The organism is Rhizobium cauense (assembly GCF_019511525.1).
In the GTDB taxonomy this organism is placed as follows: Bacteria; Pseudomonadota; Alphaproteobacteria; order Rhizobiales; family Rhizobiaceae; genus Rhizobium; species Rhizobium cauense.
Genome location: NZ_JAEUAT010000032.1, coordinates 20823 through 35114 on the forward strand (window position 1 = coordinate 20823; position 14292 = coordinate 35114).

At 58.8% G+C, this 14292-nt stretch carries 8 protein-coding genes; 1 reads left to right on the forward strand and 7 read right to left on the reverse strand.

The features are described from left to right. Positions 1-111: 111 nt before the first annotated feature. From JNB88_RS32015 to JNB88_RS32045, 7 genes are all read right to left on the reverse strand, one after another. On the reverse strand, positions 112-642 hold the full coding sequence (locus JNB88_RS32015) for a YqhA family protein (RefSeq protein WP_220358993.1): 531 nt from the start codon (positions 640-642) through the stop codon (positions 112-114). A 64-nt stretch (positions 643-706) separates the two neighbouring features. Continuing rightward, positions 707-1387, reverse strand: a complete 681-nt coding sequence (locus JNB88_RS32020) for an urease accessory protein UreF (protein WP_220358994.1) — start codon at positions 1385-1387, stop codon at positions 707-709. Positions 1388-1456: 69 nt separating this feature from the next. After that, positions 1457-2038, reverse strand: coding sequence for a HupE/UreJ family protein (locus JNB88_RS32025; RefSeq protein WP_220358995.1), 582 nt, complete (start codon positions 2036-2038; stop codon positions 1457-1459). 100 nt (positions 2039-2138) lie between these two features. Beyond that, positions 2139-3575 carry a GntP family permease gene (locus JNB88_RS32030; RefSeq protein ID WP_220358996.1) on the reverse strand — a complete coding sequence of 479 codons (1437 nt, stop codon included), beginning with the start codon at positions 3573-3575 and terminating at the stop codon, positions 2139-2141. A gap of 502 nt (positions 3576-4077) precedes the next feature. Then, positions 4078-4974 (reverse strand): glutathione-dependent disulfide-bond oxidoreductase, encoded by an 897-nt coding sequence (gene yghU, locus JNB88_RS32035; protein WP_220358997.1) that lies wholly within the window; start codon positions 4972-4974, stop codon positions 4078-4080. Between the two features lie 779 nt (positions 4975-5753). Then, the gene (locus JNB88_RS32040) at positions 5754-6416 is read right to left on the reverse strand and encodes a response regulator (protein ID WP_223217425.1); all 663 of its coding nucleotides are present in this window, start codon (positions 6414-6416) and stop codon (positions 5754-5756) included. A 7-nt stretch (positions 6417-6423) separates the two neighbouring features. Next, positions 6424-7896, reverse strand: coding sequence for a sensor histidine kinase (locus JNB88_RS32045; protein WP_220358999.1), 1473 nt, complete (start codon positions 7894-7896; stop codon positions 6424-6426). Between the two features lie 377 nt (positions 7897-8273). On the opposite strand from JNB88_RS32045, the gene JNB88_RS34270 reads away from it, so the two are divergent. Then, the coding region (locus JNB88_RS34270) for a peroxidase family protein (RefSeq protein WP_220359000.1) at positions 8274-14292 on the forward strand (6019 nt) is incomplete at its 3' end.

The following is a 14292-nucleotide window of genomic DNA, read 5'->3' on the forward strand; positions in this document are numbered from 1 at the left end:
GCCAACCATTCGCCATTGGCGAAAACCCCTTCCCAATTCGGCCTTGCGGCCTGTCACTGCTACATCGACGTCTCATTTCCGCTCTAGTCGAACGCGATCACACAAGCGCTCTCACGCGGGCTCATTTGGTCTCTTCTTATCGGGTCCCTCGCTTCTCTCGTGCCGCGACTCTTCCGCCAATTGGTGCGAACTGGCCGTCAACTTCATCGCGCCCGCCAAAAGGAGCGCCGACACCGGAAGTACAAGTGCTTCCCACTGCGGGGGCGTTTGCACTTCACCCACCTGAGCGGCGAAATGCACGACCAGATAGAGAATGATCATCTGGAAGAAGAGATTTTTCAGTTCAGCGACAGTATCGATGATCATCCATTGTGGCAGTCTCGTTCGCTCTTCTGGCGGGATATCGAGGGCAAAGCCAAGGGCGATGCCGCAGCCGACCACCATCAGGACAATACCCAGGAGAATTTTGTCCGTGGCGCGAAGGACCGAGACAATGACCGACATATCCGGATTGAGCCGTATCATCCGGAAGGTCTCCACGAGCATCAAAATGGCCTCCCAGAACATCAGGAAAGCGCCGAACAATACGCCCGCGGCAGCAAGTATGAGAATGGACCGGAGCCCGCGGAACAAAGAAATCAAGGCACTCATCCTCCTTGGATTGCTTGGGCTGCGTGCTTCGCAGCTTGCCGGGGCTCCTCGGCGTCTAGGAACGAAAAAGCCGGCTGTATTGCGTTTCATGCCATGCGCTTGCCATTGCCATTGCCGGCGCTGCATTGCCGATCTCGTCGTCACCTGCGGTTTCCGCCTTGCGAGCAGCGCGCTCTATGACATCAGCGGCCGCGATGAGCAGGCGCTGGCCGGCTGTATGTCCGAGCGGCACCAGGCGAATGGCTGCCGACACCTGCCCTTCCACAGCAGTCCACAACAATCCACGCAGCGCATCAGCAGACGCGATCTTCCAATGGGTGGTGGCGAGAGCAAAGACTGCCGGGTAGGTCAGCCTCGCCGCTCTAAAGGAATTCGCGGAGGAGACGCCCAGATCACAAAGAACCTTGAGCATCGATGCACCCATTTGCTTGTCCTCCAACTCCACCTCCATGCTTTCACGCGCCGCCGAGAGCCATGCGTCGGCTTTTAGAAACGCCGCGCGGTCATCCGCTTCCAGCGCATGCCACATGCGCAAAAACAGTGCCGCATCGCAGACGGCATAGCTGTGTTCGATCAGCCCGAATATCCAGTCGCGGGCGGTTGCCTCGTCGCAAACCGTGCGATCCTGGACCGCCCATTCGAGGCCACGGGAATATGCGAACGCACCAACCGGCTGACTTGGACTCACTAGCCGCAGTAGCTGGAGGGGCAGGCCGCCTGATGTTGATTGGAACATCACATATCTCCCGAAGCGCTTACCAGAAGCCGGCCGTTGAATTACAAGTGATCGAACTGTTTATGCCCTTCAACTCGCCAGCAACAGCGCACCGCCAAGTGCCGTGGCACCGCCGGCGATCCGCAAGGCTGTCGTGCTTTGCGTCAGACGGCCGAGGGCTATGCCCAGTCCGATTCCCAGCGCATGCAGGGATGCCGTCGCGAGGACAAAGCCTACACCGAAAGAAAATGCGCTTGCACCTGCCATCTCGGCGCCATGCGCATGCCCGTGGAAAAATGCGAAGCCGCCGACAACTGCGGCGACAAGCGTGGGCGAAGTCGTCGGCCGCGCGATGGCAGCCACCAGTCCGATGACGACAGCCGATGCGAGAATAACCGGCTCAACGAAAGGCAGAGGCACACCGGCGAGTGCTGCGGCAAAGCCGAGGAGCATAACACTGACGAAGACTGCAGGAATAACGAGCCTTGCTCGGCTTCCGAGCATGACCGCGGCGAGACCAACCGCGACCATGGCCAGAACATGATCCAGCCCCGAAAGAGGATGCAGGAAGCCGGAAATGAAGGAACCATGATCACTATGACCAACATGCGCGAATGCCGGCGTACTGACCATCAGCAACGGCGCAAGGATCAGAAGATGCATCTTTTTCATGGCACGAATCTCCCTAAGGTTGATAAACTAGGAACGATTGACATCCAGTAGCTTAGGCACTCCATCGAACTCATGCTCTTATGGGCCAATCGGGGCCTGGTCAGAACGAACCGAACATCGACCCGAGCACGAAGACCGCGACAAGCGAGATGATGACGCTGACAATGACCGTCATCACCATGTCAAAATAGCTTCCGGCATGTGTCTGCTTGCTGATTTGCAGGAGCAGAAGCACTGTGCCGTTGTGAGGCAAGGCATCGAGCGTGCCGGCGCTGATAGTTGTCAGGCGATGCATTAACGCCGGATCGATGCCGTGTTCAGCCGCAAGACGCATATATTCGGCGCCGAGCGCGTTGAGCGCGATGGCCATGCCTCCAGAAGCCGTACCCGTTAACCCGGCCAGTGCGTTCATCGCCACGACCAGCGATACAAGCGGACCGCCAGGTATCTCTAAGACAGCATCGCGCACCACGTTGAAAGCAGGCATGGCCGCAACCACCGCGCCAAAGCCAACGAGACTTGCAACGGTCATGATCGGCAACACAGCCGAATTGGCGCCCGCGTCGAGACTTTCGCGCAATGCGCCCAGGCGTCCGTAATTCACGACAATCACGGTGATGATTGCGGCGGCCAGCGCGAGAAGCACGGCCCACACGCCAATCGTGGAAGCGATATTAATACCCAGAGCGGCTTCAGCTCCGGAGAAGTCAATTCTGGGCAGCACTACCAATGCCATCAGGAAGTTGACACTAATAACGACGATCAGAGGCAGAACTGCCATCAGGAAGGACGGCGGTTTGCCGCTCCTTTGGCCGTGGGTCAGCTCACTCGGGTCAAAATCGCCGGAGAGCGTTGCCTTTTCGCGCACGTTCTCATCGATGAGCACTTCCGCTTCGTCATCCGTATAGCCCTCTCCGGCGGCACGCGCTTTCGCCTCTATGTGCGCCAGCCACCACATGCCGAAGGCGAAGGTGATGATCGAAGCGATGATGCCGAGACCGGGTGCGGCAAAGGTCGTCGTCCCGAAGTAGGGCATCGGTATGGCGTTGTTCGTCGAGGGCGTACCTGGCATCGCCGACATCGTGAACGTAAAGGCGCCGAGGCCAATCGCGGCCGGCATAAGCCTTGCTGGGATGTCCGCGGCGCGAAACATTTCCCGCGCCATCGGCACGAGTACGAAGAAGGCAACGAACACGCTGACACCGCCGTAAGTGACAACGGCGGATGCAAGAACCACCGAGAGCATGGTTCTCTTGACGCCCAGCCGCTCGGTCAGAAAACGGGCGATCGACGTGATGGACCCGCTGTCATCCATCATCTTTCCGAAGATACCGCCCAACAGGAACATAGGGAACCACTGCGTAACAAACCGCGCCGTGCCGCCCATGAACGTCGAGGTCCAGTGCGGAAGCAGTGGCTGGCCCGAGACCGCTGCAACAATAAGGGCCGCCGCCGGCGCCAGGAGCAGGACGCTCCATCCGCGGTAGGCGAACCACATCAGCAATCCGAGTCCCAGCAAAATTCCAAACAACCCCATGGATCCGCCTCTCAATCCAGCCAAGCCGGCGGAGTTGTCTTGCGATCCACAGTCTTACGCCCGTCAAGGTACAGCTATGATACGCTTCACAACTCGCGGCCTTACCCGGTTTTCATGAACCACACCTGCGGATGTGTCGACCGGTCACGCACGCAAAGCCCTCAGGCGGCGAAAGATATGGACACAGTGCTCATTCTTGGGATTCCTTGCTGGGCGAAGACACGGATTGCGCGCTGTTGGACGGCGACCGATGAGTCTTGCTGGCGCGACGTTAGTGAAGACGCGTGATCACTGCTGAGAATCCGGTTCGAGCGAAGCGCCTCCAGCAATCCTTTATGCATTTTGCTTGCAGCCGCCTCCGGCTATTGGGAGAGCAGGTTTGGCGGCCGTGTTGATTGGAGACAGCGCCCGGACGCCTGTATGTCTGGCGGCTCCGACACCCTATCGAGCCCGGCGCCGCATTATCGGTCGATTGATTGTGGTCGCCCACCGGCGTCAACGATTAGGCCTGGCCAATCTTGTCCTGTGTCTTCGTATCGAAGTCGGAAGCGTCGTGGCGTTCGTGCAGTTGCTCGGACGGATCGCCAGACATACGGTTGACCATCCGCCCGCGCTTCACCGCAGGCCGCTCTGCAATCTCGGCCGTCCAGCGCTGCAGGTTGCGATAGCTCTGAACATCGAGGAAGGTCCCTGCATCACCATAGGTCTTGCCCTGCGCGAGGGCGCCGTACCACGGCCAGATGGCGATATCGGCGATGGTGTAGTCGCTGCCAGCCATATAGCGATGGTCGGCCAAATGCCGGTCAAGAACGTCGAGTTGGCGCTTGACCTCCATCGAGAAGCGATCAACCGCATACTGGATGAGCATCGGCGCGTAAGCATAGAAATGACCGAAGCCGCCCCCAAGATACGGCGCCGACGCCATCTGCCAGAAGAGCCAGTTCATTGTCTCCGTTCGGGCCTTATGGTCCTTCGGCAGGAACGCGTCGAATTTGTTGGCAAGGTAGAGAAGGATCGAGCCGCTCTCGAACACCCGAGTCGGCTCGGCCGTTGAATGGTCTACCAGCACGGGAATCTTCGAGTTCGGATTGGCATCCACAAAACCCGACCCGAACTGATCGCCTTCGCCGATCTTGATGAGCCAAGCATCGTATTCCGCACTGGAATAGCCTGCAGCAAGCAGCTCTTCGAGCATGATGCCGACCTTGACGCCGTTCGGTGTCGCCAGCGAATAGAGCTGCAACGGATGCTTTCCGACCGGAAGCTCCTTGTCATGTGTCGGCCCGGCGACCGGACGATTGATATTGGCGAACTGTCCGCCATTCCCCTTCTCCCAGGTCCAAACCTTGGGAAGCTCGTATCCAGCGGGGAAGTTATCGGCGGGGGATTTCTCGGTCATTATTGTCTTTCCTTGCTCAAAAACACATGCATCGCGAACCGCAAACGAGGACTACAGGTATGATCGACCAGGCGTCGATGCCATAGTGGTGTACTGTTTTTTCTGGTGTTTCTGGACGAGTCGATTAAGCGCAGATACGCCGTTCGGGGGTTGCAAATGATGGCCCGCCGGCTTCCGGCAAACACATAAAGGTGGACGTTCGACATGCACGTCCCCACCGTCTGGTCAGGCTTGAAGGTGCTCCTCGTCGAAGCGTGGCAAGGTCGACCTCAGCAACCGCGCACTAATCGCCGCAAAGCCGCTGCAGGGTATCATCAAGATGGAAGCAGCAGACCCAGTGACCGCCAGGTGCATTGTGGCGAGGCCGCTTTTTTTTCACGGGAGGCCGGTGCTCGTGCTTTTCTAGGTGGGCCTAGATCGTCCCGAGCGGGATGATTCTGGCTCTTTCCTGTCTCTCCTAAACAAGATCGTCCCGATCGGTACTTTTCATAGATATTTAGGTGTCCGAACTTTTTGCTGCGGCGCTGGCACAGCCGCTGGTTATGGTGCTCTCCGCAGACAGGTCTCGGTCAATAGCCCGCGGTGCGTTGCCGCAGATGCCTGCAACAATGCCGAACTCGGCAAAATGAGCGCGAATTGGATTGATGAGCGTCAATCGCTGGCGAATGAACAAAAGACGCGTTTGACGCTACATCCGGGCCGACTGCTGGTCCACGGTTCTTACCGGCACCGAGACTACAAAAGCTCGATCCCGGTCCAAATGCTGTTTCGCGGACCGACTACCCCCGGGCAGTCTTGCCGACGCCGCTCTGCTGCGCCAGCAGCGCGATTTCCACGCGGTTTCTTAGTCCAAGCTTTGATAGCAATCGTGAGACGTGGAATTTCACAGTCTTAACCTGGACGCCGGTCGCCTCCGCGATCTGCCGGTTCGTGTGGCCTTTTCCGATCAGCGCAAAGACCGCAGCTTCCTTTGTGGAAAGCTTCCCAATCAGACTGTCTGTCTTTCTGCTTTCCGAGACATTGCGGAGGACGTCGTAGAGGCGCATGCCGACATTCGATGAAAGATAGGAACGTCCTGCGGCAACGCTTTGGACAGCAGAGATGAGGTCTGGGGCCATCGACCCTTTCAGCAGGTAGCCGGTGGCACCGGCCTCCAGTGCCTCCAGCACGTCATCGTCTTCCTCGGAAACCGTCAGCATGACGATCTTCACGGCGGGCCATCTTGCTCGAATTTCGCGTGCCGCCTCGATACCGCTACCAGGCATCGAGATGTCGAGGAGGATAACGTCAGGCTGCCGCTCTTCCGTCAGGGCGATCGCCTCTTCCTTGCTCGCGCCTTCGCCGACCACCTTGATGCCGCCTGCCGCGGCGAAGGCCTGGATGACGCCCATGCGAAACAGCGAATGATCGTCAGCGACAATTACCGAAATAGCCGATTGCATCCTCAATTCAGTGCTCCAAATCGATCGTCATTTCCAGCCTGGCACCTGACGGTGCCTCAGTGAATATGAGTGTCCCGCCAAGGCTCTCGACCCGTTGTCGCAGGCCGTGGATGCCCATGCCCGTCCCGCCCATGCTGCACGCGCCGGTGGAAGAACCTTCCGCTTGTGCGCCGCGATCATAGACTGCCAACGTGAGCTTTCCATCGATAAGCGTGCATCTGACCTGCTGACCCTCTGCACCAGCATGGCGATGGGCGTTGTTGAGGCCCTCCTGCACGAATCGGAAAATGCACGTCTTTATCGCGGCCGGCATCTCGGGCTTGGCACGACTCGGCTCGAAAATTACCTTGCTGCCCGTGCGAGCCTCGTGGTTGCGGATAACCCTTGTGATGATCTGATCGAGATCGAGGCGCTCTATATCTGGCAGCAACAAAGACCTGGCGATGGTGCGGATTTCACCGAGCGCTTCCGTAAGCGTCGACGAGACGGTGTGGATGGCAATGTCGCGGGCGCTGCGGTTTTTGGCAACACGAACTGGCTCGAGCTGGAGTAACGCGTAGCTGAGCAATTGGCCTGGACCATCATGCAGATCTGCGCCGATGCCACGCGCAAAATTCTCATTCATGCTTGCAAGGCGGACAGAGGCTTCCCGATCTCGCTTTCGCAATTCCTGCACTTCGTCTCGCGTGCGCTCGGCTTGCTCGGCACGGCGTTTCAGAAGCTTGCGTTGCCGCTCAATCGTCATGCTGCCGCGATGCACGATCCCGAACAGGCCGATCATGACAAGCAAGTACATTGCCGCGACGATCCCCCAACTTTGTGCTTGCAGCAAGAAAAGCTGGTCACCGACTACGGCGGCATCCTCGTGGATCTCCGCGACAGCAAAAACGGCGCCTGAGTCCTTGTCGTGAATGGGGCTGTAAATCTCCAGGTACGGGGTCGTGATGTTTCGCTCTGTGTGTTCACCTGCTTGCAGGTCGGCATGCCGGGCGGCAACTTCGCCCAAAAGAGCGTGCTTCAGGCCGTCAGGCTGCTCGAAACGCTTGCCCACAAGCTCTTTTGACAAGGAGTACACGACGGTACCGTCGGGCAGCCATACGTCGAGATAGGGAAAGCGTTGCCGCACTTCAGGTGCTGCGAAAAGGCGATCGAGCTCGACAACCGCCGCATTCGATAGTTGTCCTGAAACCTCCAGGTCTTGCGCAATTGGCTGGATCATGCGCTGGACAAGCAACGCGGTCGATGCGGCGCGGCTGTTGGTTGCATTGCTCACAAGAACACTGGCGATCAGGTGCCCCGCTATTGTTGCGGCAATCAAGATCAGAAGACCGCTCGCCGCCAAAAAACGGACGGAGAGCGTTTGCCGTGCCATCCAGTCGTAGCCCGGCAACCGAAACCGCGCCGGGGGAATTTCGGCAACCGCTGTTTTCCGTGAAGTCGAACGATCGCCATCTCCGGCGACCGGGATTCTTCCAAGCAACCTCGCCCCCCTCGAACAGCCTGTTTCACCGCGTCAGCTCATACTCTCAATATCCACCGAGATTTCCAGCAGAAAATATAATTACAATGAATAGCCGACGCGAACTGGTCCTAAGTCTAGGCAAATTCCGGCCCCTTCTGGCTTCAACGTAAAACTAAAGCACGAGTTTCTAGTCCGACGTTGATCGAATACTTCGTTGGACTTTTCGATGTTCAACGAGGACGCGCAATTTGCCACCCTTGATCATCGTCACTCGTAGCCTCTCAGCAGGTTGCGCGCACGACATCTTGGAACCAGCAGAGCCAGCCAGCTGCCTCGGGCACTGGACGGCGAAGCTTTGAACAAACTGCGGTGACACGCGGATCGTGGAGGGTAAAATGGTCCAGCTCAACAAACATGACCTCGAATTCATCCTGAAGCAGATCAAGGTGGCCGAGGCTCATGCATCCGGAACATCATTGACGGAACTCGTTTCCAGCCAGCTCGTCCCCTATGGCCTGAGGACCGTTGATGGCAGCTTTAACAATTTGGCCCCCGGGCAGGAGCATTACGGGTCCTCCGACCAGGTTATGCAAAGACTGCTCGACGCGCAGTTCAATCCAGCCGAGGGGGCGCCGGCAGGACTGCACGGACCGAGTTTTCCAGGTACACCCGGAAGCAGCTACGCGCAGACCTCGGGGAGCGTCTACGATTCACAGCCGCGCGTGATTTCCAATCTTGTTGTCGACCAATCGATCGCCAATCCTGCAACCATGATCTCGGCGCTGATCAATCTCGGTCACAGCGATCCCTACAGTGTGCTTGCGGTGCCAGCAAATGCAGCTGCCTACGCGGCCGCACTGAGCGCCTTTGAAGACTACAAGGCAGCCGAGAAGTCCTTGGCAGCAGCAAAGGGGGCGTTGGCAGCTCTTTTTTTCGGGCCACCGCCGTCGCCGGACGCAATAGCTGCCGCCGAGGAAGCCGTCGAGCTCGCAGAAGGGATCGTCACGTCGACATCTAGTGCAAAGCTCGCAGCCTACGAGGTGATGGAACAAGCGCTCGGTGTCACCATGGAAGGTGACTCTGTTCTTATCCCGAACGTGTCAGCCGATCTTGGCGACACGGCCCCGTTCAACGGGTTTTTCACGCTCTTCGGCCAGTTCTTCGATCACGGCCTCGACCTCGTCAGCAAGGGCGGCAGCGGCACGGTCTACATTCCGCTTCATCCGGACGATCCGCTCTATGTGCCGGGCAGTCCGACCAATTTCATGGTGCTTACGCGAGCGCAAAACCAGCCCGGCGCAGACGGCATAATTGGCACTGCTGACGATGTTCGCGAACACACCAACGAAACCACGCCATGGATCGACCTCAACCAGGTCTATACGTCGAACCCCTCGCATCAGGTCTTCTTGCGCGAATATGTTCTTGTCGATGCCAAGCCGGTCGCGACCGGCCATATGCTGGAGGGCATCAATGGCGGTCCGCCGACCTGGGCGGACGTCAAGGCGCAGGCCCTGAATATCCTTGGCATCGAGTTGACAGACCGGGATGTGCTCCGGGTTCCGGCGGTCGCTACCGATCTTTATGGCGAGTTCGTGCGCGGTGCGAACGGCTTCCCGCAGCTGGTAACGTCAACCGGCTCGATCGAGGGTGATCTCACCAACCCGGCGGAGGCTTCGTCGGCGCTTTCTGCTGGTCGCGCCTTCCTCAATGATATCGCCCATACGGCTGCTCCGGTTTTCGCTGATACCGACGGCGATCCGACGACACTGCCGGCCTTGATGCCCGATGACGACCTCGTGGCGGGCAATGCCGTACCTGTCGACAACCGCGGCAACAATCTTGCCTACGACAACGAACTGCTCGATGCCCACTACATCGTCGGCGACGGCCGCGGCAACGAAAACATCGGCCTTACCTCTGTCCACCACCTCTTTCATCATGAACACAATCGACAGATCGATGCGATCAAGCAGGAGCTGATTTCCGGACCTGATGCCGACGTTGCATTCCTCAACGAATGGCTGCTGCAACCCGTCGATGCTCTTCCCTCATCGCAGGCGGAGATCGACGCCCTCGTGTGGGATGGTGAGAGACTTTTCCAGGCGGGCCGTTTCTCGACTGAAATGGTCTATCAGCACCTCGTCTTCGAGGAGTTCGCGCGGGCTGTCTCCCCGAACATCGATCCGTTTGTCTTCTCCAACAGCGTGGATATCGATCCGGCGATTGCCGCCGAGTTCGCCCACGTCGTCTATCGCTTCGGTCATTCGATGCTGACCGAAGATGTATCCCGCCTGAACCTGCTGCTCGGCACTGACGGCGAAGTGACTGCCCAAGAGCAGGCTGACGTCAAGCTGATGGATGCCTTCCTCAATCCGATCATGTTTGCACAAAGCGGGGTCGATGCCGAAGCAGCCGCCGGCGCCATCCTGCGTGGCATGAGCCGGCAGGTCGGCAACGAAATCGATGAGTACGTTACCGATGCGCTGCGCAACAACCTCGTTGGCCTGCCGCTTGATCTTGCTGCGCTCAACATGACCCGCGCCCGAGAAACCGGTGTGCCCTCGCTCAACGCTGCGCGCCGCGACTTCTATGCGCAGACACAGGATAGCATGCTGAAGCCCTACGAGAGCTGGTTCGATTTTGCTCTCTCATTGAAGAATCCGGCCTCGCTGATCAACTTCATCGCGGCCTATGGAACGCATACCACGATTGCGAACGCGACAACGCTTGAGGACAAGCGCGCAGCAGCGACCGCGCTCGTCCTTGGGGGGACTGGGGCGCCAGAGGATCGCCTGGATTTCCTCAACGGCCGGGGGGCGTGGGCCTCGTTGCAGAATGGTGTGACGACAACTGGTCTGGATACCGTCGACTTCTGGATTGGTGGCCTTGCCGAAAAGAAGATGCCGTTCGGCGGCATGCTGGGGTCGACCTTTAACTTCGTCTTCGAAGCACAGATGGAGAAATTGCAGAACGGTGACCGCTTCTACTACCTGAGCCGCACTCAGGGCCTCAACCTGCTCAACGAACTTGAAGCGGACTCCTTTGCCCAGCTCGTCATGCGCAACACCGACACGGAGGACCAGAACGTTCACCTGAACGGCGCGGCTTTCCAGACGGCGAACTACGTGCTTGAGATCGATCAGGCAAAGCAGTTCAATGCGGGTTTGGGTTCAGTCGATCCGACCGGAACCAATCCCATTCTGCAGGCAATCAACCCGCTTGTCATCCGCCAGGATCTCGATGGCGACGGGACTGTCGACTATCTCCGCTTTACCGGCGGCGAGCATGTCGTGCTCGGCGGAAGCTCCCGCAATGACACGCTCATCGGCGGTGAAGGCGACGATACGCTGTGGGGGGGCGCTGGCGACGACCGGCTCGAAGGGGGCTTCGGCGTCGATCACCTGCATGGTGGTGACGGCGACGACATCATCACCGACAGCGGCACGGATGTCGGCGCGGCAGACGTCATCCACGGCGATGCCGGCGAGGACGTCATCAATGGCGGCAACGGTCTCGACCTGATCTTCGGCGGTGATGATAGCGACTTCATCTACGGCGGCAGCGAAAGCAAGACGATCAGCGGTGGGGAAGGCAACGACTTTATTCGTGGTGCGAGCGGCCCAAGCTTTGTTGCCGGCAACGAAGGTGACGACTGGCTCGAAGGCGGCGACGGCTTCGATACGCTTGCCGGCGAAAACTCGGAACTGTTCTTCAATTCGACCATCATCGGTCACGACGTCCTGAACGGTCGTGGCAACGACAATGACTACGACGCGGAATCCGGCGACGACATCATGTTCCAGGGGCCGGGCATTCAGCGCAACAACGGCATGGCCGGCTTCGACTGGGCGATCCACAAGGGTGACACTCAGCCTGCCAACTCCGACATGAACATCTCGATCTTCGTGAACCAGCAGAACAATATCCTTCGAGACCGGTTCGATCTGGTGGAAGGTCTCTCAGGTTGGACCGGAGACGACGTGTTGCGTGGCCGCGATGTGGTGATCGGAGCCTATGACGAAAACGGCAACGCGACGCAGGTCGATCCAGACGCGCCGCTGGACTCCTATTCCAACGCGCTCCTTGCCAAGAACCTGCATCTGATAGACGGACTCGAGGAGTTGACTGCCCACCTTCAGCGCACGCAGGTCACTGTTGCGGGCAAAACCGAAACAATCGTCATGGATACATCAGATGCTTCGGACATCATTCTCGGTGGCGCTGGCAGCGACGTCATCGAGGGGATGGGCGGCAACGACATTATCGATGGCGACAAGTGGCTGAATGTACGCATTCTCGTCACTCCGGATACGTCCCGCGGCCAGACCTGGTCGGCATTCAGCATCGATGAGCTCTCCGAGATCCAGGCAAGGATGTATTCGGGCGAGATCAAGCCGGGGCAATTGCAGATCGTTCGCGAAATCCTTGACGGCGGCGGCGCCGGCGATGTCGATGCAGCTGTCTACTGGGACAGTTTCGACAACTACACGATCACCGGCAATGCCGATGGCAGCTTGACGGTTGCGCATACAACGGTCGGCCCAGTTGTTGTCGATCCAACCACCGGGCGTGCCCGCGAGGCGGACGGAACCGATCGCCTGTTCAACATCGAAAAGCTTCAGTTCGCTGACCGGATCGTTGATACGGCCATGTTCTTCAATTCGCCGGCGACAGGTGCACCCGTCATATTGGATCAGACGCCCTTGGAAGGGCAGGCTCTGACGCTGAACTTGGCGTCCGTCGCAGACACAAACGGCCTGGGCACCTTCAGCTATCAATGGCAGTCGTCCGCCAATGGAACGACCTGGACGAGCATTGCGGGCGCGACCAGTGCGTCATTTACCCCGCAAGACCTGCCATTGACCTTCTTCGGGGCTCAAGCTGGACTTCAATTGCGCGTCATCGTCAGCTTCACAGATGGGTTTGGCAACGCGGAACAGGTTGTCTCAGCGGCCACATCTCCCGTTGGAGTCAACTGGAGCAGTCTGGTCGGCCTGACACCGTTCAATGGAACGGAGGGAGATGATGTCGCGAACGGCGCACTTTTGGGTGAGACCCTGAACGGCAACGGCGGAAATGACGCACTGAACGGTGGCGGTGGTGCCGACACCATCGCCGGCGGTGCCGGCAATGACACGATCAATGGTGGTGCCGGTGGCGATACGGCCGTCTTCAACGGGCCAATCACGAACTATCGCTTTGCTGCGACGCTCGTCGGTCAGACCTTCACAGTGACGGTGACGGATACGACCGGTGCAGATGGGATCGATACGCTGACCTCGGTCGAGACGCTGCGCTTTGCAGGTGTAAACTATGCGATTGTGGCGGGCAACAATGCTGCCAACACCAACCTTAACGGTGCAGTCGGAGCGACCGGATCGCAGGCCATCTTCGGACTTGACAGTGTCGATACCATCAATGGCGGTGCTGGTAACGACTTTATCGATGCGGGCGCGGGCTCTGACACGATCACTCAAACCGGCAGCACAGGCGGTCGCGATATTGTCGATGGCGGCGCCGGTGTCGATACCTATCGGTTGAATGGAGACACGGGTGCAGAGACCTTCCGGATCTATACCCGGACCGAAGCTCTTGCGCAGATCACCGGTCTGGTACTGAGTGCCGAAACCGAGATTGTCATCACCCGAAACGGCACCACGGCGAACACCGTGATCGCCGAGCTAGACAACATAGAGGAGATATTTGTCAGTACCCTCAATGTCAGCGCGCCCGGCGGTATCGGGGGCGGTGCAGTCGGAGGCGACAGCGTGGTGGTTATCGGAGATTTCAGCACGACAAGTCTCAATCTCAATACCATTACCATTGACGGCGATGTCGGCAATGACGTGATCGACATCTCGGCGCTTACCTCCGCCCACCGTATCGTCTTCCGGTCGAACGGCGGTCAGGACACCATTATCGGGACGCTCAGATCACAAGACGTCATCGAGCTGCCACAGGGCGCGACCGCAGCCAGCTACAGTACCGCCACCGATGAAGCCGGCATGACGACTCTGAGCAATCCGACGACCGGACATTCGATCAGCTTCCATGCCGCTGGAACACCTCAGTTGATTGAGGCTCAGCCTCATGACGATGATGACGGCGACGACGACGATCAGAACCAGGGTGGCGATGACGATGATGACGGCGACGACGGCAGCTCGGGCGGCGGCGATGATGACGACAACTCCTCTGGTGGGGACGACGATGACGACGGCACAACGCCGTTGCCGGTTGCGGCACGGACGTTGATCGGGACAGTGGCTGCGGATGTCCTTGTTGGTGCCGGTGGTGCCGATACGATCCTTGGTGGTGGTGCCGGTGATATCGTGGTCGGCGATGCCGGGTCGGATATCCTCAAGGGTGAGGACGGTGACGACGTGGTGACAGCCGGTGACGGCGACGACA

Bases quoted from the DNA above. Each gene is read 5' to 3' on its own strand.
- JNB88_RS32030 (WP_220358996.1), bottom strand. From the start codon at position 3,575: ATGGGGTTGTTTGGAATTTTGCTGGGACTCGGATTGCTGATGTGGTTC.
- JNB88_RS32025 (WP_220358995.1), bottom strand. From the start codon at position 2,038: ATGAAAAAGATGCATCTTCTGATCCTTGCGCCGTTGCTGATGGTCAGT.
- JNB88_RS32020 (WP_220358994.1), bottom strand. From the start codon at position 1,387: ATGTTCCAATCAACATCAGGCGGCCTGCCCCTCCAGCTACTGCGGCTA.
- JNB88_RS32040 (WP_223217425.1), bottom strand. From the start codon at position 6,416: ATGCAATCGGCTATTTCGGTAATTGTCGCTGACGATCATTCGCTGTTT.
- yghU (WP_220358997.1), bottom strand. From the start codon at position 4,974: ATGACCGAGAAATCCCCCGCCGATAACTTCCCCGCTGGATACGAGCTT.